Annotated in this window: 27 protein-coding genes; 26 read left to right on the top strand and 1 reads right to left on the bottom strand. The window is 65.3% G+C overall.

The features are described from left to right. Positions 1–26: 26 nt before the first annotated feature. From AC1ROT_RS06700 to AC1ROT_RS06595, 22 genes are all read left to right on the top strand, one after another. Entirely contained in the window at positions 27–584 is a 558-nt protein-coding gene (locus AC1ROT_RS06700) for a dTDP-4-dehydrorhamnose 3,5-epimerase family protein (RefSeq protein WP_492997919.1), read from the top strand. Continuing rightward, positions 581–1,495 (top strand): urease accessory protein UreD, encoded by a 915-nt coding sequence (locus AC1ROT_RS06695; protein ID WP_492997917.1) that lies wholly within the window; start codon positions 581–583, stop codon positions 1,493–1,495. The genes AC1ROT_RS06700 and AC1ROT_RS06695 overlap by 4 nt, the downstream gene beginning before the upstream one ends. Before the next feature lie 314 nt (positions 1,496–1,809). Further along, on the top strand, positions 1,810–3,075 hold the full coding sequence (urtA, locus tag AC1ROT_RS06690) for an urea ABC transporter substrate-binding protein (protein ID WP_492970751.1): 1,266 nt from the start codon (positions 1,810–1,812) through the stop codon (positions 3,073–3,075). A 116-nt stretch (positions 3,076–3,191) separates the two neighbouring features. Next, positions 3,192–5,123: an urea ABC transporter permease subunit UrtB gene (urtB, locus tag AC1ROT_RS06685; protein WP_492997916.1), complete on the top strand. Its 1,932-nt coding sequence runs from the start codon at positions 3,192–3,194 to the stop codon at positions 5,121–5,123. Continuing rightward, the gene (urtC, locus tag AC1ROT_RS06680; RefSeq protein ID WP_492969443.1) at positions 5,116–6,303 is read left to right on the top strand and encodes an urea ABC transporter permease subunit UrtC; all 1,188 of its coding nucleotides are present in this window, start codon (positions 5,116–5,118) and stop codon (positions 6,301–6,303) included. Before urtB ends, urtC begins: the two co-directional genes overlap by 8 nt. Positions 6,304–6,356: 53 nt before the next feature. Then, the gene (gene urtD / locus AC1ROT_RS06675) at positions 6,357–7,127 is read left to right on the top strand and encodes an urea ABC transporter ATP-binding protein UrtD (RefSeq protein ID WP_492970752.1); all 771 of its coding nucleotides are present in this window, start codon (positions 6,357–6,359) and stop codon (positions 7,125–7,127) included. Positions 7,128–7,129: 2 nt separating this feature from the next. After that, positions 7,130–7,825 (top strand): urea ABC transporter ATP-binding subunit UrtE, encoded by a 696-nt coding sequence (gene urtE, locus AC1ROT_RS06670; protein WP_492997913.1) that lies wholly within the window; start codon positions 7,130–7,132, stop codon positions 7,823–7,825. A 35-nt stretch (positions 7,826–7,860) separates the two neighbouring features. Beyond that, positions 7,861–8,163, top strand: a complete 303-nt coding sequence (locus tag AC1ROT_RS06665) for an urease subunit gamma (protein ID WP_492969445.1) — start codon at positions 7,861–7,863, stop codon at positions 8,161–8,163. A gap of 17 nt (positions 8,164–8,180) precedes the next feature. Beyond that, positions 8,181–8,486: an urease subunit beta gene (locus AC1ROT_RS06660; RefSeq protein ID WP_492969446.1), complete on the top strand. Its 306-nt coding sequence runs from the start codon at positions 8,181–8,183 to the stop codon at positions 8,484–8,486. Between the two features lie 14 nt (positions 8,487–8,500). Further along, positions 8,501–10,264, top strand: a complete 1,764-nt coding sequence (gene ureC, locus AC1ROT_RS06655) for an urease subunit alpha (protein WP_492997911.1) — start codon at positions 8,501–8,503, stop codon at positions 10,262–10,264. A 92-nt stretch (positions 10,265–10,356) separates the two neighbouring features. Continuing rightward, positions 10,357–10,977, top strand: coding sequence for an urease accessory protein UreE (locus AC1ROT_RS06650; protein WP_492997909.1), 621 nt, complete (start codon positions 10,357–10,359; stop codon positions 10,975–10,977). Then, entirely contained in the window at positions 10,898–11,641 is a 744-nt protein-coding gene (locus AC1ROT_RS06645) for an urease accessory protein UreF (protein ID WP_492997907.1), read from the top strand. Before AC1ROT_RS06650 ends, AC1ROT_RS06645 begins: the two co-directional genes overlap by 80 nt. Continuing rightward, on the top strand, positions 11,638–12,252 hold the full coding sequence (gene ureG / locus AC1ROT_RS06640; protein WP_492969450.1) for an urease accessory protein UreG: 615 nt from the start codon (positions 11,638–11,640) through the stop codon (positions 12,250–12,252). Before AC1ROT_RS06645 ends, ureG begins: the two co-directional genes overlap by 4 nt. 22 nt (positions 12,253–12,274) lie before the next feature. Continuing rightward, positions 12,275–12,640: a DUF805 domain-containing protein gene (locus AC1ROT_RS06635; RefSeq protein WP_492997905.1), complete on the top strand. Its 366-nt coding sequence runs from the start codon at positions 12,275–12,277 to the stop codon at positions 12,638–12,640. 8 nt (positions 12,641–12,648) lie between these two features. After that, positions 12,649–13,083: a DUF805 domain-containing protein gene (locus tag AC1ROT_RS06630; protein WP_492997903.1), complete on the top strand. Its 435-nt coding sequence runs from the start codon at positions 12,649–12,651 to the stop codon at positions 13,081–13,083. Positions 13,084–13,130: 47 nt separating this feature from the next. Next, positions 13,131–13,961 (top strand): MmyB family transcriptional regulator, encoded by an 831-nt coding sequence (locus tag AC1ROT_RS06625; protein WP_492997902.1) that lies wholly within the window; start codon positions 13,131–13,133, stop codon positions 13,959–13,961. 82 nt (positions 13,962–14,043) lie between these two features. Further along, complete coding sequence (locus tag AC1ROT_RS06620) at positions 14,044–14,499, top strand: nuclear transport factor 2 family protein (RefSeq protein ID WP_492997899.1); 456 nt, start codon at positions 14,044–14,046, stop codon at positions 14,497–14,499. A gap of 74 nt (positions 14,500–14,573) precedes the next feature. Next, entirely contained in the window at positions 14,574–15,230 is a 657-nt protein-coding gene (gene eda, locus AC1ROT_RS06615) for a bifunctional 4-hydroxy-2-oxoglutarate aldolase/2-dehydro-3-deoxy-phosphogluconate aldolase (RefSeq protein ID WP_492997897.1), read from the top strand. 16 nt (positions 15,231–15,246) lie between these two features. Further along, positions 15,247–15,498: a DUF1272 domain-containing protein gene (locus AC1ROT_RS06610; RefSeq protein ID WP_492997895.1), complete on the top strand. Its 252-nt coding sequence runs from the start codon at positions 15,247–15,249 to the stop codon at positions 15,496–15,498. 3 nt (positions 15,499–15,501) lie between these two features. Continuing rightward, positions 15,502–16,998 carry a glycerol kinase GlpK gene (gene glpK / locus AC1ROT_RS06605; protein WP_492997894.1) on the top strand — a complete coding sequence of 499 codons (1,497 nt, stop codon included), beginning with the start codon at positions 15,502–15,504 and terminating at the stop codon, positions 16,996–16,998. Beyond that, the gene (locus AC1ROT_RS06600; protein ID WP_492997892.1) at positions 16,995–17,984 is read left to right on the top strand and encodes a dienelactone hydrolase family protein; all 990 of its coding nucleotides are present in this window, start codon (positions 16,995–16,997) and stop codon (positions 17,982–17,984) included. Before glpK ends, AC1ROT_RS06600 begins: the two co-directional genes overlap by 4 nt. A gap of 192 nt (positions 17,985–18,176) precedes the next feature. Then, positions 18,177–19,040 carry a flagellin gene (locus AC1ROT_RS06595; RefSeq protein ID WP_492997890.1) on the top strand — a complete coding sequence of 288 codons (864 nt, stop codon included), beginning with the start codon at positions 18,177–18,179 and terminating at the stop codon, positions 19,038–19,040. A 139-nt stretch (positions 19,041–19,179) separates the two neighbouring features. On the opposite strand, the gene AC1ROT_RS06590 is transcribed toward AC1ROT_RS06595, so the two are convergent. Then, entirely contained in the window at positions 19,180–19,605 is a 426-nt protein-coding gene (locus AC1ROT_RS06590; protein WP_492997888.1) for a hypothetical protein, read from the bottom strand. A 145-nt stretch (positions 19,606–19,750) separates the two neighbouring features. Here AC1ROT_RS06590 and AC1ROT_RS06585 point away from each other — a divergent pair, with 145 nt between their 5' ends. The 4 genes from AC1ROT_RS06585 to AC1ROT_RS06570 all read left to right on the top strand — a co-directional run bounded on the left by AC1ROT_RS06585 (position 19,751) and on the right by AC1ROT_RS06570 (position 23,693). Continuing rightward, positions 19,751–20,263, top strand: a complete 513-nt coding sequence (locus tag AC1ROT_RS06585) for a hypothetical protein (protein ID WP_492997886.1) — start codon at positions 19,751–19,753, stop codon at positions 20,261–20,263. A 431-nt stretch (positions 20,264–20,694) separates the two neighbouring features. After that, positions 20,695–21,252 (top strand): F0F1 ATP synthase subunit delta, encoded by a 558-nt coding sequence (locus AC1ROT_RS06580; RefSeq protein ID WP_492997884.1) that lies wholly within the window; start codon positions 20,695–20,697, stop codon positions 21,250–21,252. Beyond that, positions 21,252–22,781: a F0F1 ATP synthase subunit alpha gene (gene atpA / locus AC1ROT_RS06575; RefSeq protein ID WP_492969464.1), complete on the top strand. Its 1,530-nt coding sequence runs from the start codon at positions 21,252–21,254 to the stop codon at positions 22,779–22,781. The genes AC1ROT_RS06580 and atpA overlap by 1 nt, the downstream gene beginning before the upstream one ends. A gap of 24 nt (positions 22,782–22,805) precedes the next feature. Further along, positions 22,806–23,693 (top strand): F0F1 ATP synthase subunit gamma, encoded by an 888-nt coding sequence (locus AC1ROT_RS06570; RefSeq protein ID WP_492969465.1) that lies wholly within the window; start codon positions 22,806–22,808, stop codon positions 23,691–23,693. Positions 23,694–23,709: the final 16 nt, after the last annotated feature.

The following is a 23,709-nucleotide window of genomic DNA, read 5'->3' as shown; positions in this document are numbered from 1 at the left end:
GCCCCGTTCTCTCGCCCGGTTCATCCATGTTCAAAGCCAAACCGCTGTCGATCCCCGGCCTGCTGGAGCTGTTTCCGGCGACCGTGATGAATACGCGGGGCTGGATCAGCGCCGTGCATAACGAGGCCCTGCTCGGCGGCCTGGGGATTCACGACCGCTTCGTCGACGACCGCATTGTCTATGCCGACAAGGCCGGCACGGTCGGCGGCCTGCGCTACCAGATCGAACCGGCGCGGCAGGCCATCATGCTGCGGGTGCTGCGCGGCAGCCTGTTCGTCGCCGCCGTCGATGTGCGTCGCAGTTCGCCCACCTTCGGCCGCCATGCGACGCTGGTCATCACCTATATGAGTGCCAACCAGTTCTACGCCATGCCGGGCTTCGCCATCGGCTGGTGCAGCCGCGAACCGGCCACCGAAGTTCTGGTCAAGGCCAGCGCCGATCATGTGCCGCATCTGCAGCGTGGCATCGACTGGCGCGACCCGGCGCTGAAGATCGACTGGCCGGTGCGTGCCGCCGACGCCATCATCGAGCCGGGCGATGTGGATCAGCCGCAGCTGTCGGAACAGACCGACCTGCTGGAATGACCGGCACGCCCGCATCCTTGATAACCGAGTCCGGCGAGTCCGGGCGGCTGCAGCGGGCCGATGGCGCGCTGACCCTGCGGTTTGATGCCGACAGCGCCGGCATCACCCGGCTGGCCGATCTGTACCAGCGCGATCCCTGCCGCGCCCTGCTGCCGGAGCCCGATCCGGGCGAGCCGCGCACCGCCGTGCTCATCACCACGGCCGGCGGTCTCACCGGCGGCGACCGGCTTGCGGTGGATGTTTCCGTCAGCACCCAGGCCACGGCGCTCTGCACGCCGCAGGCGGCGGAAAAAATCTACCGCTCGCCCGGCAATGCGGCGGTCATCGATATCCATATGGGCATCGCTGCCGGCGCGGCGCTGGAATGGCTGCCGCAGGAAATGATCCTGTTCGACGGCGCGCAGCTCCGGCGCAGCATCAGGATCGACCTCGCCGGCGATGCACGCCTGCTGGCTGGCGACATCACCGTCTTCGGCCGCACGGCGCGCGGCGAACACTTCAGCCATGGCGGCCTGTTCGACCGCTGGCAGGTTCGCCGCGACCATCGCCTGGTCTGGACCGATGCCACCCGGCTGGCCGACGACATTGCCGCCCGGCTCGACCATCCCGCCGGGTTCGATGGCGCGGTGGCCCAGGCCCTGATCCTTTATCGCGGGTTGGGCGACGCCCCGGCGATGCGCGACCGCCTGCGCGGCCTGCTGGCCGAAGCGCCCGAGGGCACGGTGGCCGGTGTCACAGCCGGGGCCACAATCGGCACCACGGTCGGTGCCACGGTGATCGACGATCTGTTGCTGGTCCGCCTGCTGGATCGCGATGCCGTCCGCCTGCGCCAGGCCTTTGCCATGCTCTGGGCCGCCCTGCGGCCCGGCCTGGCCCTGCCGGGGCGGATGCCCCGGCTCTGGCGGCTCTGACCGGAACTGATTCAAAGAGAGTCACTGCGCCTATTTTTTGCACTCACGCCGGCAATGGCCTCGAAAGCGTGCACATAAAACAGGCATGGTCCGGTTTGGTACGCGTACGACCAAGGTCGGGTCGCCCGCCCCGGTAGGTATCGCAGGCCTGTCATATTGCGGCGCGGAATCAGCATATTACCCCCGGTATTGGCCTATGCTTTGCGGGTATGCCCGGCTTGGCACGCTCCTTGCCATTTCCTTTCCGTCTGGTCGCGCCCTGGGGGGGCCGGCCCAAGCAGGAGAGGAATACAATGAGCAAGTTCATGCGGACGATGGCCGCGGCAGGCGCCATGCTGGGCGCAGTCGCCGCCGGCCAGGCCCAGGCTCAGGACACGATCAAGGTCGGCGTCCTGCACTCGCTGTCGGGCACCATGGCGATTTCCGAGACGACCCTGAAGGACACGGTCCTGATGATGGTCGACGACATCAACAAGAAGGGCGGTCTGCTCGGCAAGAAGGTCGAGGCCGTGGTGGTCGATCCGGCCTCCAACTGGCCGCTGTTCGCCGAAAAGGCGCGCGAGCTGATCTCGAAGGAAAAGGTTTCGGTGGTCTTCGGCTGCTGGACCTCGGTGAGCCGCAAGTCGGTTCTGCCGGTCTTCGAAGAGCTGAACAGCATGCTGTTCTACCCCGTCCAGTATGAGGGCGAGGAAAGCTCGAAGAACGTGTTCTACACCGGCGCTGCTCCGAACCAGCAGGCCATTCCCGCTGTCGAATACCTGATGAGCAAGGAAGGTGGTGAAGTCAAGCGCTGGGTGCTCGCCGGCACGGACTACGTCTATCCGCGTACCACCAACAAGATCCTCGAAGCCTTCCTGAAAGCCAAGGGCGTCAAGCAGGAAGACATCATGATCAACTACACGCCGTTCGGTCATTCCGACTGGCAGACGATCGTGGCCGACATCAAGAAGTTCGGCACCGCCGGCAAGAAGACCGCCGTGGTTTCGACCATCAACGGCGACGCCAACGTTCCCTTCTACAAGGAACTGGCCAATGCGGGCATCAAGGCCTCCGACATTCCGGTGGTCGCCTTCTCGGTCGGCGAGGAAGAACTCGCCGGCATCGACACCAAGAACCTCGTCGGCCATCTCGCCGCCTGGAACTACTTCCAGTCGGTCAAGAGCCCGGTCAACGACGCGTTCATCAAGCAGTGGAAGACCTTCATCAAGGATCCGAAGCGCGTGACGAACGATCCGATGGAAGCCACCTATATCGGCTTCAAGATGTGGGCCCAGGCTGTCGCCCAGGCCGGCACCACCAACGTGGATGCCGTCCGTCAGGCGATGTATGGCCAGAAGGTCAAGGCGCCGGGTGGTTTCACCTCGGTGATGAACACCAACCACCATCTGTCCAAGCCGGTGCTGATCGGCGAAATCCGCCCCGACGGCATGTTCAACATCGTCTGGCAGACCAAGGGCCCGGTGAAGGCCGACGCCTGGTCGAAGTACATCCCGGAAAGCGCCAAGCTGACCGCCGACTGGACCTTCCCGTGGGTCTGCGGCAACTGCGAGAAGCCGAAGTATGCGGCTCTGGCCAACTAAGGCGTAAAGCGTAACGCATGGCATCCGGTCCCTCCCTTCGCCGCAATGCGAGGGGAGGGATTTGGAGCGCCCAATCAAAAACAATCCGTCCCGTCATCGTTCAGGCCATCGTAAAAATGACCCGCTTTCTGCCTATTCTGATGGTCGCGTTGATGCTGACCCTGCTGGCGCTGCGCCCTGCGGCCGCCCAGGATCTGACAACCACGCTCAGCGGCCTGACCGAGGCCGACCCCAAGCCCGCCATTGCGGCGCTGACCGCCAGCGACGATGACAAGGCCAAGGCGGCGCTCGCCGCGCTGGCTGCCGGCAACCTTTATCTCCGCATCTCCGACAATGCGGTGGTGATCGGCGAAAAGGATGGCGACATGATCGTCGTCACCAATGCCGCCACCGGCGATGTCGAAGACATGCTGAAACCCGAAGACCTGCAGGCCATCGCCCTGCCCGACGATGCCAAGTCGCTGCTGGCCGCGGCCGCCGGTGATGCGCAGGCAGCCGGCCCGGTCGATTTCGCCACCGCCGTGAATGGCCTCAAGGCCGACAGCTTTGCCGACAAGGCCAAGGCGATTGCAGCGTTGAGCGCGCTGGGCGATGCCCGCGCCGTGCCGGCCTTCCAGGCGCTGGCCGATGGCCGCCTGTTCACCCGCAAATCCGACGGCCTGCTGGTGATCGGCAGCGCCAGCGGCAACGATATCGCGCTCACCGATGCCGTCACCGGCGAGAAGCTGGGCATTGTGGCGCCGGCGACGCTCGATCCGCTGTTCGTCAACAACAACCTGCGCAACACGCTGCGCGAAGCCATCGGCCGCCTGGGTCTGGCCAGCAGCGATCCGGCCGTGCGCCGCTCGGCGGCGGCAGCCCTGCTCGACAGTCCGGCGCCGGAAGCCGTGGCGCTGCTGCGCGAGGCCTATGCCAAGGAACAGAATGCCAGCGTCAAATCGGCGATGGCGCTGTCGCTGGCCGCCACCGAACTGAGCGACCCTGACAAGTCCAAGCGCATCCTGGCCATCCAGACCATGAGCGGCACCGCCGAGCTGCGGGTGCGCTCGCTGCTGCAGGCCCGCCTCAACCAGGAAACCGATACGGAAGTGAAGGCCGCGCTGACCAAGGCCTTCGACACCATGCAGACCAAGATCACGCTGTTCTCCTATGCGGAGAATTTCGTGCAGGGCATCTCGCTCGGCTCGGTGCTGCTGCTGGCCGCCGTCGGCCTCGCCATCACCTTCGGCGTCATGGGCATCATCAACATGGCCCATGGCGAAATGATCATGCTGGGTGCCTATTCGGCTTATGTGACGCAGGAAATCTTCCGCGCCCTGCTGCCGCCCTCGTGGATCGGCGCCTATCTGCTGGCCGCGCTGCCGGTCGCCTTCCTGGTCGCTGCCCTCGTCGGCATCGCCATTGAGCGCGGCATCATCCGCTGGCTCTATGGCCGGCCGCTGGAAACCATGCTGGCCACCTGGGGCGTCAGCCTCTGCCTGCAGCAGGCCGTGCGCAGCATCTTCGGCGCCACCAACAAGGAGGTCGCCAATCCCAGCTGGATGACCGGCGCCATCGATGTGGCCGGCGGCCTCGCCGTCACCTGGAACCGCGTCTACATTATCATCTTCTGCTTCGCCGTGCTCGGCCTGATCGCGCTCATCCTCAAGCGCACCAGCTTCGGCCTGCATATGCGTGCCGTCACGCAAAACCGCCAGATGGCCGCGGTGATGGGCATTCCGACGGCCCGCGTCGATGCGCTCACCTTTGCCCTGGGGTCGGGCATCGCCGGCATGGCCGGCGTGGCGCTCAGCCAGATCGGCAACGTGTCGCCCAATCTCGGCACCATCTACATCGTCGACAGCTTCCTGGTTGTCGTCTTTGGCGGCGTCGGCAGCCTGATGGGCACCCTGGTCGGCGCGCTGACGCTCGGCGTGGTCAACAAGATCCTCGAACCCGTCGCCGGTGCGGTGCTGGGCAAGGTGGTGGTGCTGGTCTGCATTATTCTCTTCATCCAGAAACGCCCGCGCGGACTCTTCGCGGCGAAGGGGCGCTCCGCCGATGCTTAATCCGCAGAATGGGCTTGAGGACCTGAAGACTCTCGCCAAGCCGCGGCCGCTGCTCAGCCGTACCGGTTGGGCCGCCTTCCTCGCCATCGGCTTCGTGCTGATCGTGGTCGTGCCGCTGCTCAATATCCTGCCGGGCCGCGGCAGTTTCGCGCAGCTGCCGGATTACCTGATTCCGCTGCTCGGCAAATACGCCTGCTACGCCATCCTGGCGCTCAGCCTCGACCTGGTCTGGGGTTATGCCGGCATCCTCAGCCTCGGTCATGGCGCCTTCTTCGCGCTCGGCGGCTATGCCATGGGCATGTACCTGATGCGCCAGATCGGCACCCGCGGCGTCTATGGCAATGCCACGCTGCCCGATTTCATGGTCTTCCTGAACTGGAAGGAACTGCCCTGGTACTGGCAGGGCTTCGACAGCTTCCCCTTCGCCATGCTGATGGTGCTGCTGGCGCCTGGCATCCTGGCGCTGGTGCTCGGCTGGTTCGCCTTCCGCAGCCGCGTCACCGGCGTCTATATCTCCATCGTCACCCAGGCGATGACCTTCGCCCTGCTGCTGGCCTTCTTCCGCAACGACATGGGCTTCGGTGGCAATAACGGCCTCACCGATTTCAAGGATATCCTCGGCTTCCCGATCCAGGCCGCTTCCACCCGCATCGGGCTCTATGTCATCTCGATTATCGTGCTGGGCCTGTGTTTCCTGCTCTGCCGGTTTGTCACGCTGTCCAAGCTCGGCCGCGTGCTGCTGGCGGTGCGCGATGCCGAAAGCCGCGTGCGCTTCCTCGGCTATTCGCCAACATCCGCCAAGCTCTTCGCCTTCGTGCTCTCGGCGCTGCTGGCCGGCATTGCCGGCGCGCTCTATGTGCCGCAGGTCGGCATCATCAACCCGAGCGAGTTCTCGCCGGCCAATTCCATCGAGATCGCCATCTGGGTGGCGGTCGGCGGCCGCGGCACGCTCTATGGCGCCATCCTCGGCGGCGTGGTGGTCAACTTGGTCAAGACCTGGCTGACCGGCGCGGCGCCCGAACTCTGGCTCTTCGTGCTCGGCGGCCTGTTCATCGCCAGCACGCTGCTCTTCCCCAAGGGCATTGTCGGCCTGCTTGGCCAGTGGAAGGCCTGGCGCGACGAAAAACGCGCCTATGCCCTGAATGAAAAAGCGCCCGTGGCCGAAAAGGCAGGTGAATGATGCGTCCTGCCATGCCGCCCCCCTCGCCACTGATCGAACAGGCCACCGCCGGCATGGCGCCCGCCGTGGTCGACCGCCCGCGCGTTTCCGATACCCAGCTCTATCTGGATGGCGTCAGCGTCTCCTTCGATGGCTTCCGCGCCATCAACAACCTCGCGCTGATGGTTGCCCCTGGAGAGCTGCGTACGATCATCGGTCCCAACGGCGCCGGCAAGACCACGATGATGGATATCATCACCGGCAAGACCAAGCCTGACTCGGGCGAGGTGCTGTTCGCCGGCCGTGTCGATCTTACGAAACTCGATGAAGTCGAGATCGCCAATCTCGGCATCGGCCGCAAGTTCCAGAAGCCCACGGTGTTCGAGAACCTGACCGTGTTCGAGAATTTCGAGCTGGCGCTGAAATCGGCGCGCGGCGCCTGGAAGACCCTGCTCGGTCGATTGAATGCTGAGGCGCTCGACCGCATCGCCTGGGCCCTGCACACGGTGGGCCTGGAAACCAAGATCCGCGACCAAGCCGGCGCGCTCAGCCATGGCCAGAAGCAGTGGCTGGAAATCGGCATGCTGCTGGTGCAGGACACCCAGCTCATTCTGCTTGATGAACCGGTCGCCGGCATGACCGATGCCGAAACCAAGCAGACCGCCGAACTGATCCTGACGCTGAAGGGCGAGCGCACCCTGGTGGTGGTTGAACACGACATGGAATTCGTGCGCGATCTCGGCGCCAAGGTTACCGTGCTGCATGAGGGCAGCGTGCTGTCGGAAGGCACGGTCGATCATGTACAGAACGATCCGCGCGTCATCGAAGTCTATCTGGGGCGTTGAAGATGCTGACCGCCGAAAATATCAATCTCTACTACGGCGCCAGCCATGCCCTGCGCGATGTCGGTGTCAGTGCCGAACCCGGCAAGATCACCTGCGTGCTCGGCCGCAATGGCGTCGGCAAGACCTCGCTGATGCGGGCGCTGGTTGGCCTGCAGACGGTGCGCTCGGGCAAGGTGATCTGGGAAGGCCAGGATATCACCGCGCTCAAGCCCCATGAGCGGGCCCGGCGTGGCATCGCCATGGTGCCGCAGGGCCGCGAGATTTTCGCCCGTCTCAGCGTCTACGAGAATCTGCAGACCGGCATGGCGCCGCTTCCCAGAGCCGAACGCCGGATCGAGGACGAGATTTTCGCGCTGTTCCCGGTGCTGCACGAGATGCGCAACCGGCGCGGCGGCGACCTTTCGGGGGGACAGCAGCAGCAGCTGGCGATCGCGCGGGCCCTGGTCACGCGGCCCCGGCTGCTGCTGCTGGACGAACCGACCGAGGGCATCCAGCCTTCGATCATCAAGGATATCGGCCGGGTCATCCGTGAACTGGCCAATCGCGGCACCATGGCCATCGTGCTGGTCGAGCAGTATTTCGACTTCGCCAAGGCGCTCACCGACCGCTTCATCCTGCTGCAGCGCGGTGAAGTCGTGGTGGAGGGTGATGCCGCAAGACTGGATGCAGACGACGTCCGCCGCTATCTTACCGTCTGACATCGCCATCTGGTTTTGAGGGGAGGGGAGCTGTCATGAATCTGACGCCCCGCGAAAAGGACAAACTGCTGGTCGCCATGGCGGCCACCGTCGCCCGCCGGCGCCTGGAGCGCGGCGTCAAGCTCAACCACCCCGAAGCCGTGGCCCTGATCACCGATTATGTGGTGGAAGGCGCCCGCGACGGCCGCTCGGTGGCCGATCTGATGCAGGCCGGCGCCACCGTCATCACCCGCGCGCAGGTGATGGACGGTATTGCCGAGATGATCCACGAGATCCAGGTTGAAGCCACCTTCCCAGACGGCACCAAGCTGGTGACCGTGCATAACCCGATCCGCTGACGGAAAGGCGCGCGCCCATGATCCCCGGCGAAATCATCACGGCACCTGGCGAGATCGAACTGAATGCCGGCCGGCCCACGGTCACGCTGGAGATTGCCAATACCGGCGACCGGCCGATCCAGGTCGGCAGCCATTACCATTTCTTCGAGACCAATCCGGCGCTGAAATTCGACCGCGACAAAGCCCGCGGCATGCGGCTCAACATCGCCGCTGGCACCGCCGTGCGCTTCGAACCCGGCCAGACCCGGCAGGTGACGCTGGTGAGCTTCGCCGGCAAGCGCGAGGTCTACGGTTTCCGCGCCGATATCATGGGCAAGCTGTAAGAGGGGATGGAGAGATGACCAACCGCATTCCCCGCAAGGCCTATGCCGGCATGTACGGCCCCACCGTGGGCGACAAGGTGCGGCTCGCCGATACCGACATCATCATCGAGGTGGAAAAGGACTTCACCTCGATGCCGCCGACGGCGAAGGCCGGGCAGGGTGGTTACTCGGCGAACACGCCGCTCTATGGCGAAGAAGTGAAATTCGGCGGCGGCAAGGTGATCCGCGACGGCATGGGCCAGAGCCAGGTCACCAATGCGGCTGGCGCGGTGGATACGGTCATCACCAATGCGCTGATCCTCGATCACTGGGGCATCGTCAAGGCTGATATCGGCCTCAAGAACGGGCGTATCGCCGCCATCGGCAAGGCCGGCAATCCCGATATCCAGTCCGGCATCGATATCATCATCGGCCCGGGCACCGAAGCCATTGCCGGCGAAGGCAAGATCATCACCGCCGGCGGCTTCGATGCGCATATCCATTTCATCTGCCCGCAGCAGATCGAGGAAGCGCTCTATTCCGGCGTCACCACCATGATGGGCGGCGGCACCGGCCCGGCGGCCGGCACCAGCGCCACCACCTGCACGCCTGGTCCGTTCCACATCATGCGCATGCTGCAGGCGGCCGAAGCCTTCCCCATGAATATCGGCCTGCTCGGCAAGGGCAATGCGGCCAAGCCGGACGGCCTGGTCGAACAGATCCGCGCCGGTGTCTGCGGCCTTAAATTACATGAAGACTGGGGCACCACACCCGCCGCCATCGACAACTGCCTGACCGTGGCCGACGAATACGACGTGCAGGTGGCGATCCATACCGACACGCTGAACGAAAGCGGCTTCGTCGAAGACACGATTGCTGCTTTCAAGCACCGCACCATCCATGCCTTCCATACCGAAGGTGCGGGCGGCGGCCATGCCCCCGATATCATCAAGGTGGCGGGGCTGGCCAATGTGCTGCCCAGTTCCACCAACCCGACCATGCCCTACACGGTCAATACCGTGGACGAGCATCTCGACATGCTGATGGTCTGCCATCATCTCGACCAGCGCATCCCCGAAGACGTGGCCTTCGCCGACAGCCGCATCCGCCGCGAGACCATTGCGGCAGAAGACATCCTGCACGATCTCGGCGCGTTTTCGATGATGTCGTCCGACAGCCAGGCCATGGGCCGGGTGGGCGAGGTGATCATCCGCACCTGGCAGACCGCCGACAAGATGAAGAAGCAGCGCGGCCGTCTGCCGGAAGAAAAAGGCGACAACGACAATGTGCGCGCCAAGCGCTACATCGCCAAATACACCATCAATCCGGCGCTCTCCCATGGCGTGGCCCATGAGATCGGCTCGGTGGAAGTCGGCAAGTTCGCCGATCTGGTGATCTGGTCGCCGGCCTTCTTCGGCGTGAAGCCCGATATGATCCTGAAGGGCGGTTCAATCGCGGCGGCGCCGATGGGCGATCCCAATGCCTCGATCCCGACGCCGCAGCCGGTGCATTACCGCCCGATGTTCGCCAGCTTCGGCCGCAACATGGTGCAGTCGAGCCTCACCTTCGTCAGCCAGGCCGGCATCGAGGCCGGCATCGCTAAAGAGTTTGGCCTGCAGCGGCCGCTGGTGGCGGTGAAGGGCACGCGCAAGGTGACCAAGAAGGACATGGTGCATAATGCCTATATGCCGGTGATCGAGGTCGATACCGAGACCTATGTGGTGCGCGCCGACGGCAAGCTGCTGACCTGCGAACCGGCCAAGGAACTCGCCATGGCGCAGCGGTATTTCCTGTTCTGATGTTTTGTGTCGTCGTCCCCGCGAAAGCGGGGACCCAGAATCGCAGAAAGACTGGATGCCCGCTTTCGCGGGCATGACGAGGGAGAGAAGCAGTGCTGAAATCACATGACGTCATCCCCGCGACCAGGTGGCCCGCATCCGAGCGCAAAGCCACCGTCACCTTGGCGCATCACGACCGTCATCGCCGCCGCATCCGCCTCACCGCCGATGACGGCACCGCCTTCCTGCTCGATCTGGCCGAGGCCACCGTGCTGCGCCATGGCGACGGACTGAAGCTGGAGACCGGCGGCTATATCGAGGTGCGGGCGGCGCCCGAACAGCTGATCGAGGTCTCGGCGCCGACGCCCGAGCTGCTGGCGCGGCTCGCCTGGCATCTGGGCAACCGCCATCTTCCTGCAGAAATTAAAGCGGACTGCATCCTGATTCGCGACGACCATGTCATTGTCGAGATGCTGAAGGGTCTCGGCGCTTCGGTGCAGGCGGTCGATGCGCCCTTCGATCCCGAAGGCGGCGCCTACGGCCAGCACAATCACGATCCCTCGCATCCTTACGGGCTGGGCTCGCGCTACGGCAAGGGCGGCGAACAGGCCGGTGGCCACAGCCACGTGCATGATCACGGGCATGATCACAGTCATGACCACGCGCACGATCACGATCATGGCGACGGCCATCACAGTCATGATCACCACCACGACCATGACCACAAGCACTGAGCTTTACCGGCTGCTGGCCTGGTTCTCGCCAAGCTATCCGATCGGCGCCTTTTCCTACAGCCACGGGCTCGAATACGCGGTCGAGACCGGCCGCATCAAAACCGCCGCCGATCTTTCGCAATGGATCGGCCATATCCTGCGCCATGGTGCCGGCTGGGTCGATGCCGTGCTGCTGAAGGAAGCCCATGCGGCGGCCGATGACGCGGCAAAGCTCGACGACCTCTGCGACCTGGCCGCCGCCTGGCGCGGCACGGTGGAGATGGCGCTGGAAAGCGGCCAGCAGGGCGGCTCGTTCCTGAGCGTCACCCGTGCCGCCTGGGGTCATCCCGCCCTCGATGCCTTTGCGCAGCTGCGCAGCGAGAAACCGACGCCGCTCTGCATCGTCATCGGCGTTGCCGCTGCCGCGCACGGCCTCGACATTGCCACCGTGCTGGCCGCCTATCTGCATGCCTTTGCCGCCAACCTGGTCTCGGCCGCGGTGCGCCTGATCCCGCTGGGCCAGACCGATGGCCAGCGCGCGCTGAACGCCCTGATGCCGGTGGTCGATGCCGTTGTGCCTTGCGCGCTGGCCTGCGCGCTGGAAGACTGCGGCACGGCAGCGCCCATGGTCGATCTCACATCCATGCTGCACGAAACCCAGTATACGAGGCTGTTCCGCTCATGAGTTCTTCCAATCCCCTTCGCGTTGGCATCGGCGGCCCGGTCGGTTCGGGCAAAACGGCGCTGGTCGAGCGGCTGTGTCGCCACCTGCGCGACGACTGGAACATCGCCGTCGTCACCAACGACATCTACACCAAGGAAGACGCCGAATTCCTGACGCGGGCCAATGCCCTGGCGCCCGAGCGCATTGCCGGCGTCGAGACCGGCGGCTGCCCGCATACGGCTATTCGTGAAGACGCCTCGATCAACCTGGCCGCCGTCGCCGACATGCAGAAGAAATTCCCCGGTCTCGACGTCATCTTCGTCGAATCCGGCGGCGACAACCTGGCGGCCACGTTTTCGCCTGAGCTGGCCGACATCACCATCTACGTGATCGACGTTTCGGCCGGCGACAAGATTCCGCGTAAAGGCGGCCCTGGCATCACCCGCTCGGACCTTCTGGTGATCAACAAGATCGACCTGGCGCCGCTGGTCGGCGCCGATCTCGGCGTCATGGACCGCGACTCGAAAAAGATGCGCGGCCAGCGCCCCTTCATCTTCGCCAACCTGAAGGCCCAGCAGGGCGTCGCCGAGATCGCCGACTTCATCCTCAAGTCCGGCGGCCTGAAGGAATAAGATAAAAAAAGGAAACGACGTCATGTCGAAACCTGTCTTCGAAGACCTGTTCACGCTGTCCGGCCGGCGCAACCGCAAATCCTATTTCCTCTTCCTGCTGGCGATGATCGCCGTACAGATAGCGGTTACCGCCATAGGCGGCATTGTCAGTGCCGCAGATGTTTTGGTGGGGGTGGTGCTGCTGGTGCATCTGGCGCTGGTGATTCCTGCCGCCATTGTTGGCGCGCAGCGCTGCCGCGATTTCGGCTGGACCGGCTGGGCCGTGCTGATCGCCCTGATCCCGGTTGTCGGCACGATTTTCGCCATCGCCATCATCTTCATCCCCGGCACGCTCGGCCCCAACCGCTACGGCCCCGATCCGCTCGTATCCGACACGCCGGTCGCGTGAGGCTGCCAATGATCGAAACCTTGCGCGCCACCATCACGGCTCTGCTTGACCGCCTGCCGCCTGCCATCGACCCGCGCCGCCGCATGCGCCGGCAGTCCTATTTCGCCTTCCATCTGGCGGTGTTCGCGCTCGGCTACATCCTGCCCTATCTGGCCTTTGCGGTGGCGCCGCTGCTGCGGGCGATGCCCGCCGACCTGGCAGACAGGCCATGGTTCACCGCTGTCGCCATGGTCATCAGCACGCTGCTCGCCCTGCTGCAGATGACGGTGGTGGCGCGGCGCAGCCACGATTTCGGCTGGACCGGCTGGCTTTCGCTGCTCACGCTGGTGCCCTGGCTCGACCTGGCGGTCATCGCCGTGCTGCTGTTCATCCCCGGTACCAAAGGCCCGAACCGCTACGGCCCCGATCCGCGCGACGCATTCGAGCCTGACACCGTCCATTGACCTCAGAGGTTATTGTCGGACTTACCCCGCGGGCCTAGCATGCGCCCATGAGCGGCAGCGCAGCCATGGCACGCCCCAGTCCCGCCGGTCCGGATTTCCCCGGCCTGCTGCGGCACTGGCGCGGCCGGCGCCGCATGAGCCAGCTCGGCCTGTCGCTGGAAGCCGGCATTTCCACCCGCCATCTCTGCTTCCTCGAAAAGGGCAAGTCGCGCCCGAGCCGCGAGATGGTGACGCTGCTGTCGCATGTGCTGGATATCCCGCTGGAGGCGCGCAATGCGCTGCTGGTCGCCGCCGGCTATGCCCCGGCCTTCAGCGCCGGCAGCCTAGCCGCGCCGGAACTGGCGGCGGCGCAGCGCGCCCTGGATTTCATGCTGGCCCAGCAGGAACCCTATCCGGCCCTGGTGCTGGACGAGGGCTGGACCATCCGCCAGCGCAACACCGCTGCCGTGAAGGTCTTCGGCGCCATGCGCGCGGCCTATACGCTGCCGCCGGCGCTGGCGCAGAATGCCATGCATATCCTCTGTCATCCCGGCGGCCTGCGGCCCTTCCTGCTGAACTGGGCCGAATTCGTCGGCGCCTTCCTGCAGGTGCTGCAGCGCGAGGCCAGCCAGGGCCTGAACGGCGCCGCGGCCCGCCTGCGCGACGAGCTGCTCGCCTATCCCGACATGCCCGCCGTCTTTGCCGATGCGCCGATGCCAGACGGACCTATGACCGTGATGCGCCTGCGGCTGGGCGCCGAGGTGCTGTCCTTCTTCGTCACGCTCACAACCTTCGCGATGCCACGCGATGTGACGTTACAACAGGTCAAGATCGAAGGATTCTTCCCGGCCGACGACGCCACCGCCGAGGCGGCGCGCCGGATGGCTGCCGCGGATTGACCTCCCCAATTGACCTCTGACGTCATTGTTTCGCCGCACCGGCCTTTGGCATGGTCCCCGCAGATCGAACACGGAGACCATCATGCCGACCGACCCGCTCACCACCCTGCGCAGCCTGAATGCCAGGTTCATCCATAATTTCGTCACCAACGACGTGGCCTCGCATGACGCGCTGATCCACGAGCGCTTCGTCTACATCGCCTCCAGCGGCGCACGGGTCGAACGCGCGCCCTATCTGGCCGCCTGGGCCACCGGCTTCGACCCCGCCGTGATCCTCTACTGGGATTATCGCGACGAGCGTATCGAGATTTTCGGCGATACGGCGCTGGTCTGCTCCACCAACCGCTGCACGCGGCTGCAGGACGGCGTGGAACACACCGGCATGACCACCTATACGGACACGTATCTGCGTGAAGACGGCACCTGGCGCTGCATCCAGGCCCAGATCACCACGCTGCAGCCGGCGCATTGGCCCGGCGACGACACCATCGTGCGGCGCTATATCCGCGGCGTGGCCCAGCCGGCCATGGCGGCCTGAGCCGGGCACGGCCCGAAAGAGTAGCCATTCGCCTGCCGGCCCGGCTATCCTGCTAAAAAACAGCGGGAGGACCCATGCCGGATACGAGTGCAGAGCGCAACGCGGCCCTGGATGCCATTCTGGGCCAGGTGCCGGTGATTCCCGTGCTGGTCATCGAGGACGCGGCCACCGCCGTGCCGCTGGCCCGGGCGCTGGTGGCGGGCGGCGTCACCGTGCTGGAAATCACGCTCCGTTCGGCCGCGGCGCTCGATGTCATCAAACGCATCGCCGCCGAGGTGCCCGAGGCCAGGGTTGGCGCCGGCACGGTGCTCAATCCGGCGCAGTTCGCAGCGGCGCAGCTCGCCGGCGCGCAGTTCGTCATCTCGCCCGGCGCCACCGAGGCTTTGTATTTCACCGCCAAGGACACCGGCCTGCCCTATCTGCCGGCGGTGGCCACGGCGTCTGACGTGATGCGCGCGATCGAGCATGGCTTTGCCCGCGCCAAGTTCTTCCCGGCCGAAAGCAGCGGCGGCATTCCCGCTTTGCGCAGCCTGGCCGGGCCGTTCCCCGGCATGCGCTTCTGCCCCACGGGGGGTATTACGGAAGCCAACCTGCGCAGCTACACGGCTTTGCCCAATGTCTTCGCGGCTGGCGGCAGTTGGCTGGCGCCGAAAGAGCTGGTGCAGAAGGCCGACTGGGCCGGCATCACCGCCATTGCGAAAAAAGCCATCGCCACTGCCAAAGGGCAATAACCGGGAGTCTAGGCTCATGCTCGAACTGCGCCCGAACTGCGAATGCTGCAACATCGATCTCGCGCCCGACGCGGAGAACGCGATGATCTGCACCTTCGAATGCACCTTCTGCAGCAGTTGCGCCGACAATACCTTGAAGGGCCTCTGCCCGAACTGCGGCGGCAACCTGGTCAGCCGGCCGATCCGCCCGGCCGCCAAGCTGGCGAAATTCCCCGCCAGCACCAAGCGCGTGTTCAAGGCGGAAGGCTGCGCCGCAGCCGCAGAGTAAGTCATGTCGAAATACGTCCTCGCCATCGACCAGGGCACGACATCGAGCCGCGCCATCGTCTTCGATGCCGCCGGTCTGCCGGTCGCCACCGCGCAGACCGAGCTGCGGCAGCATTACCCGGCCGATGGCTGGGTCGAGCATGATGCCGAGGATATCTGGCGCGACGTTTGCCAGGTGATGCGCGAGGCGGTGGCGAAAGCCGGCCTGCGCGGCACCGATATCGCGGCCATCGGCATCACCAACCAGCGCGAAACCACCGTGGTCTGGGAACGCAGCAGCGGCCGTCCGATCCACCATGCCATCGTCTGGCAGGACCGCCGCACGGCCGAGGTCTGCCGCCGCAAGGTGGCCGATGGCGTCGGCAGCCTGGTCCAGGCCAAGACCGGCCTGCTGGTCGACAGCTATTTCTCCGCCACCAAGATCGCCTGGCTGCTGGATAACGTGCCGGGTGCGCGGGCGCGGGCGGAAAAAGGCGAGCTCTGCTTCGGTACCATCGATTCCTTCCTGCTGTTCCGCCTGACCGGCGGCCCGGGAAAGACTGGTGTTCATGCGACGGACGCCACCAATGCCTCGCGCACCATGTTGTTCGACATCACGGCACAGGACTGGGACGACACGCTGCTGCAGGTTTTCAACGTGCCGCGCGCCCTGCTGCCGAAGGTGCAGGATTGCAGCGGCCTGTTCGGCGCCACCACGACCGAGATTCTCGGCCATGCCATCCCCATCACCGGCATCGCCGGCGACCAGCAGGCCGCCACCTTCGGCCAGGCCTGTTTCCAGCCCGGCATGGTCAAATCCACCTATGGCACCGGCTGCTTCGCCCTGGTCAATATCGGCAGCAAACCCGTGCAGTCGAACCACCGCCTGCTCACCACGGTGGCTTACAGATTGAACGGCAAGGTCACCTATGCGCTGGAAGGCTCGATCTTCGTCGCCGGCGCCGCCGTGAAATGGCTGCGCGACGGGCTCGGCATCGTCGGCAGCGCCGCCGAGACAGCAACACTCGCGGCCAGCGCGCCGGAAAACCACGGCGTCTATCTGGTGCCGGCCTTTGTCGGCCTGGGTGCGCCCTACTGGGACCCCGATGCGCGCGGTGCGCTGCTTGGCCTCACGCTCGATGCCGGACGCGCGCATATTGCCCGCGCCACGCTGGAATCGGTGGCCTACCAGACCCGCGACCTGACCGCGGCGATGAAATCCGATGGCGCGCCGGCGCCGGCCGCCATCCGTGTCGATGGCGGCATGGTGGCCAATGACTGGCTCTGCCAGTTCCTCGCCGACATGCTGAATGTCGCGGTCGAACGCCCGAAGGTGATCGAGACCACGGCGCTCGGCGCCGCCTATCTCGCCGGTCTGGCCACCGACGTCTATGCCGGGCTGGATGCGGTGGCTTATGGCTGGCATTGCGAGCGCCGCTTCGAGCCGCGCATGAATGCCGCGATGCGGGCCCAGCTCTACGAGGGCTGGCAGAAGGCGGTCCAGCGCGTGCTGACGAAATGATGCGTTCCGTCGCCGCCGTGTTGCTCGGCCTCCTGCTCGCCGGCTGCGTCACCACCGCGGATCGCGCCAGCATCCAGACCGGTGAGCGCGTCACCTGGGACAGCGTCGCCTGCACCGGCCAGCCGGTGATCTGCAACCGCCTGCCGGGTGTCGGCTATCTCTTCCGGCCCAAGGATACGGTCGCCACGGCGCTGGTGCTGGTCAGCCATGGCTCGCAGGGGCTGGATTCGCGGCTGTTCGAATATGCCGATGCGCTGCGCAAGGACGGCTTCGCCGCCCTGGTGATCGATCACTGGTCGCCGCGCGGCATCAGTGTCACGCATAACGATTACGTCGCCGCTGCGCTGAAGGGCGGCAACGAACTCAACATGGCCTTCGACAGCCTGACGGCCGCCGCCTGGGCGCGCGGGCAGGGCTTTGCGAAGATCGGCAGCATCGGCGAATCCCAGGGCGGCGGCGCGGCGATCACGCTGGTGCAGAAATGGGCGCATGAGATCGTCGACCGCAATGTCACGCGGCTCTATGGCCGGCCGTTCCGGGTGCAGCCGCTCGAGGCGGTCGTCGGGCTCTACGGCTATTGCGGCATCCGCAACGTGACGCGCGATGCTTACGTCGCGTCGCCCTTCCTGTTCGTCACCGGCGCCGAGGATGACGAGACGCCGAGCCGCTACTGCGAGCGCTACGTGCCGTGGATGAACGGGCGCGGCGGCCGTGCCGACATCGTCGTGCTGCCCGGCGTCGGCCACAGTTTCGACGCGCCCTACCGGCGCATGCGCAACACCACCGGGCCGCATTATGCGAAATGCGACCTGCTGGTCGAGGCCGACCGCGTCACCGAACTGAACAGCGGCGCCAGCATGCCGGGCCAGGATACGCGGGCGCTGATGGCGCGCTGCGTCAGCACCGGCTACCACAGCGGCTATCACGGCGACCGCTTCATTGCCGTGCCGCACTGGAGCGGCTTCTTCCGCCAGCATCTGCTGTGAGTGTGGTTAACAAAACCGCGCCGTATTAACCTTAACAGCGCGGCGGTTTCGCGCCGTCTGCTGAAGATTCAGATTGCGGGCGGCATAACCCTCAGGTACAAAAATTGTCATACGCCGCGAGAAACGCGGTGTCGCAGGCTCCGGCCTGTCGTGAACCTGCATACGAAGGGCCCGCAGAAGGGGGCGCCGACGATGGGCAATACGGTTAACACAAACGCGGGTGCATTAACTGCACTTTCGGCGCTGCGCGGCGGCAATATCGCGCTCGACGTTACCTCCAAGCGGGTGATGACGGGTCTGCGCGTCGCCGATGCCAGCGACGATGCCGCCATTTTCGCCGCCGCCCAGGATACCCGCAGCAAGATCAAGGCCTATGCCTCGGTGCAGTCCTCGCTGTCGTCGGGCTTCGCGCTCGGCGAAGTGACGATGGCGGCGATCGAAAGCATCTACAAGGTGGTGGGCTCGATCCGCGCCAAGATCGCCAATCTGGCGGATGGTTCGCTGGCGCCGGCGCAGCAGGATGTCTACCGCAACGACGTGGCCAAGCTGATCGAGCAGATCAACACCTATATCGGCCAGGCCACCTACAACTCGAAGAACATCCTGCGCGGCGACGGCGTGGCCGCGCCGATCACCTTCGTCGCCGATGTGTCGGGCTCGCTGCTCAGCTATTCCACCACGCATGCGCTCGACGACGATGTGGAAGAACTGCTCGGTCCCTCGGTGGTGACGGTATCGGCCACCGATGTGACCGAAGCGCTGAGCGGCCTGCCGCCCGATACCGCGACAGCGCTGACCAGCCTGCGCGCGTTTGAGAACCGCCTGCTCGATGTCACCCAGACGGTCTCGGCGCAGAAGCGCGCCATCGACCAGCAGCGCAGCTTTGTCTACAACCTGTCGGAAGCGATGACCGGCGCGCTCGGCGCCCTGGTCGAAAGCGATCTGGCGGCGGAGAGCGTGAACCTGCAGTCGCGCCAGGCGGCCAAGCAGCTCAATCTCGAAGCCCTTGCCATCGCCAACCAGCAGCCCAGCGTGCTGCTGCGTCTGCTGGGGTAAGGGCGCTCCATCACCTCCCATCGTCATGCCACGCTGGCGTGGCATCCACGACTTTCTTTTTTGGCGCGTCTGGCAAGGACGTGGATGCCACCGCTGACGCGTTGGCATGACGGTGCGGGCGGGGGACGGCCGCGCGCCCTCAGCTCGCCACGTAGATCAGCAGCACGCTGCTGCCGAAGCCGAGCAGGATGCAGGCGACGGCATACAGCGCATACCAGCTGCGCCGCGGCGGCAGCAACCGCGTGGTCAGGCTGAACAGGATCACGGCGGCCACCAGCACCGTGCCGGGCAGCGCTTTCGCCGGGCGCACCAGATAGCGGCCGTACTGCTCCAGCAGGCCGGGCGAGAGCTGTTCGCCCAGGCCCAGCAGCAGCGTGGCGATCAGCGGCAGCAGCGCCAGCAGGCCGGCGGCGCGCGCCGTCCAGATCTTCCATGGGTCGCGCGGATCGGCCACGCGATGCCGGCGCGTGGCGACCAGGCCGATCCCGGCGAGCAGGATCAGCGCCAGACCGCCGATCAGGCTCGGCCGGCCGATATAGACCAGGATGGGCCACAGCTCATTCATCCTCTTCGCTCCCGGAACAGCAAACGCCTCACCGGCCTTTCGGCTCCGACCGTGATTTAGGTTTATAATCACATTATATACTATAAATGTTCTTATTTTCGTGCTATGGTCAGGCCTGATCCTCCTCCCCGGAAAGGCACAGGCCATGGAGCACGATGATAATACATTGAAAACCCTGGACGATTACCGCAGCCGACCGCGCCGCCGGGTGAACTGGCGGTTGGCCGCCGAGCTGCTGGCGCGCGGCCTGACCCTGGAGGCGGCGGCCAAACGGCTGGGCTGCGGCGTCGCGGTGCTCCGGCGCAACCTGCGTCGCTCGCCGGAATTCCGCCGTCGCATCGAGCAGGCGGCCGAACAGCGCCGCCTGCGCATCCAGCTCCGTTTCATGGCGCTCGGTGAGGAAGCGGCCGAGCTGTTGCGGCCGGCCGAGAAGCAGGATGCCCGCCTGCTGCAATGGCTCGGCACGCAGGCCGGACTGGCGGGGCAGCCCGGCGCTGTCCAGGATGGCGATTTCGCCGTTCGCTGGGCGCTGGCGCTCGGCGTCACCACCCGCCAGCGCCTGAAGAAGGCGGCGGAAGACGTGGCGATGGCCGAAGATGCGGCCGCCGTGCAGGCGCTGCTGGACGAAGTGCGGGCGGCGCGGCAGGAGCGGGGATGAGCCAAAGCGGTGGGCTCAGGATGGCGCAGGATGGCTGGAGATGGTCTGGAATGGCGTGGCGCTGGCCGGATTTGGCAAAGTTTGGTCCGGTTTGGCGCGAGATGGCGCGACATGGCAGGATTGCCGGCTGTGGCCGCCTGTTTCCGACGTGTTTTTCGTGCGCAGATCGCCCATCCGGCGAGCATTCGGGCGGCCTGCGACGCACTGCGACAAAAGGCTTGTATGCTGCGGCGGGCCGGGCTGTTGCGCCCCCCATACCCGTATGCTAGTTAAACGCGGCTTTCGCGCCGGGGGGGCCGTAAAAAAGCTATAGCCACCCCGAAAATTCCTTAAGTCGTGCAAAGTCTTAAGCGGTGCGTCGTGCGGCAGGTCGGTCTCCCCCGGCCGAGTCCGGACGGCAGCGCCGGTCCATGTAAGAAGAAGGGTCGTTCGTGGCTGAAACTACGCTCGTCTCCGGCATTGCCGGCCGCTATGCGACTGCGCTGTTCGAACTGGCGCGCGACGCCGGTCAGCTCGATGCCGTCGCCAAGGATCTCGCCTCGCTGTCCACCATGCTGGCCGAGTCGACCGATCTGGTCCGTCTGGTCCGTTCGCCGGTGTTCAGCCGCGACGAGCAGGCCAAGGCCATCGCCGCCGTCGCCGCCAAGGCCGGTTTCAGCGAGCTGGTCGGCCGCTTCCTCGGTGTGCTGGCGGGCAACCGCCGCCTGTTCGTGGTCGCCGATATCATCGCCTCTTTCCGCACGCTGCTCAGCCATCATCGCGGCGAAGCCATTGCCGATGTCGTCTCGGCGGTGCCGCTGAATGATGCGCAGCTCGCGCAGATCAAGTCTTCGTTGTCGTCCACTGCTGCCGGCAATGTCGTGATCAACGCCAAGGTCGATCCCTCGCTGATCGGCGGCCTGATCGTCAAATTCGGTTCGCGCATGATTGATGCGTCGATCCAGACCAAGCTCAACAATCTCAAGACCGCCATGAAAGGTGTTGCGTGATGGATATCCGCGCCGCAGAGATTTCTGAAATCCTGAAGAGCCAGATCAAGAATTTCGGTGCCGAAGCCGAAGTCTCCGAAGTCGGTCAGGTTCTTTCCATCGGTGACGGCATCGCCCGCGTCCATGGCCTCGACAAGGTGCAGGCCGGTGAAATGGTCGAGTTCCCCGGTGGCGTGAAGGGCATGGCGCTGAATCTCGAAACCGACAATGTCGGCGTCGTGATCTTCGGCGACGACCGCGGCATCAAGGAAGGCGACACCGTCAAGCGCACCGGCGCCATCGTGGACGTTCCCGTCGGCAAGGGCCTGCTCGGCCGCGTCGTCGACGCGCTGGGCAACCCGATCGACGGCAAGGGTCCGCTGGTCGACGTCAAGCGCGCCCGCGTGGAAGTGAAGGCCCCAGGCATCATCCCGCGCAAGGGCGTGCATGAGCCGATGCAGACTGGCCTCAAGGCGCTCGATGCGCTGGTGCCGGTCGGCCGCGGCCAGCGCGAGCTGATCATCGGCGATCGCCAGACCGGCAAGACCGCCGTGGCCATCGACGCCATCCTGAACCAGAAGGCCACCAACGCCGGCGCCGCCGACGACAAGAAGATGTACTGCATCTATGTCGCCGTCGGTCAGAAGCGTTCGACGGTCGCCCAGGTGGTGAAGACGCTCGAAGAAGCCGGCGCCATGGAATATTCCATCGTCGTCGCCTCCACCGCGTCGGAGCCGGCCCCGCTGCAGTTTCTGGCGCCCTACACCGGCTGCGCCATGGGCGAGTTCTTCCGCGACAACGGCATGCATGCCGTGATCGTGTATGACGATCTGTCCAAGCAGGCCGTCGCCTACCGCCAGATGTCGCTGCTGCTGCGTCGCCCGCCGGGCCGCGAAGCCTATCCGGGCGACGTGTTCTACGTGCATTCGCGCCTGCTGGAACGCGCCGCCAAGATGTCGGACAAGAACGGCGCCGGCTCGCTCACCGCGCTGCCGGTCATCGAGACCCAGGCCGGCGACGTCTCGGCCTACATCCCGACCAACGTCATCTCGATCACCGACGGCCAGATCTTCCTGGAAACCGAACTCTTCTATCGCGGCATCCGTCCGGCCATCAACGTCGGCCTCTCGGTCAGCCGCGTCGGTTCGGCCGCGCAGATCAAGGCGATGAAGCAGGTTGCCGGCTCGATCAAGCTGGAACTCGCGCAGTATCGTGAAATGGCCGCCTTCGCCCAGTTCGGCTCGGATCTCGATCCGGCGACCCAGCGCCTGCTTAATCGCGGCGCCCGCCTGACCGAACTGCTGAAGCAGGCCCAGTACCAGCCGCTGCCGGTCGAAGAGCAGGTCGTCTCGATCTATTCGGGCGTGAAGGGCTATCTCGACAAGATTGCGGTCGGCGATGTCGGCCGCTTCGAGCAGGCTCTGCTGAGCACCGTCAAGTCCAAGCATGCGGACCTGCTGAAGGGCATCCGCGAGGCGCAGGCCCTGACGCCGGACCTGGAAGCCAAGCTGAAGGCCGTGCTCGAAGAGCTGGCCAAGACCTTCGCCTGAGCCGCAAACCAAGGGTAGCGCATAATGCCTAGCCTCAAGTCACTGCGCGTTCGGATCAACTCGGTCAAATCGACCCAGAAGATCACGAAGGCCATGAAGATGGTGGCAGCCAGCAAGCTGCGCCGCGCCCAGGAGGCCGCCGAAGCCGCGCGTCCTTATGCTGAGCGCATGGCGCAGATCATGGCGTCGCTGTCGGCCGCCCAGACGGGGTCCGATACCGCACCGAAGCTGATGATCGGCACCGGCAAGGATCAGGTGCATCTCCTGATCGTCGCCACCGCCGAACGCGGCCTGTGCGGTGCGTTCAACTCCTCCATCGTCAAGCTCGCCCGCCGCAAGATCGAAGAGCTGGTCGGCCAGGGCAAGACGGTGAAGATCCTCTGCGTCGGCAAGAAGGGCCGCGACCAGCTGCGTCGCGACCATGCCTCCAAGATTGCCGATACGGTCGATCTGTCGAAGTCGAAGAAGATCGGTTTCACCGACGCCCAGGACATCGCCGATCGTGTGCTGGCGATGTTCGAGGCCGGCGAATTCGACGTCGCCCATGTCTTCTACAACAACTTCAAGTCGGTGATCAGCCAGATCCCGACCGTGCAGCAGCTCATTCCGGCCATGGTTGCCGGCAATGCGGCCGCCACCGGTCCGGACCTGCATGGCGCCATCTACGAGTTCGAGCCGGACGAGGAAACCATTCTCGATCAGCTGCTGCCGCGGAACCTGTCGATGCAGGTTTACCGGGCGCTGCTCGAGAACGCGGCCTCCGAACAGGGCGCCCGCATGTCCGCGATGGACAACGCGACGCGCAATGCCGGCGAGATGATCAAGAAACTGACCACCGTCTACAACCGGTCGCGTCAGGCCCAGATCACCAAAGAGCTTATTGAAATCATCTCCGGCGCCGAGGCGGTCTAAGACCGCGCGCTGGGAG

The organism is Ferrovibrio sp. GW821-FHT12E11, from assembly GCF_058806975.1.
Note: the sequence above shows the minus strand (reverse complement) of the source record. Positions and strands in the feature narration are given on the sequence as shown.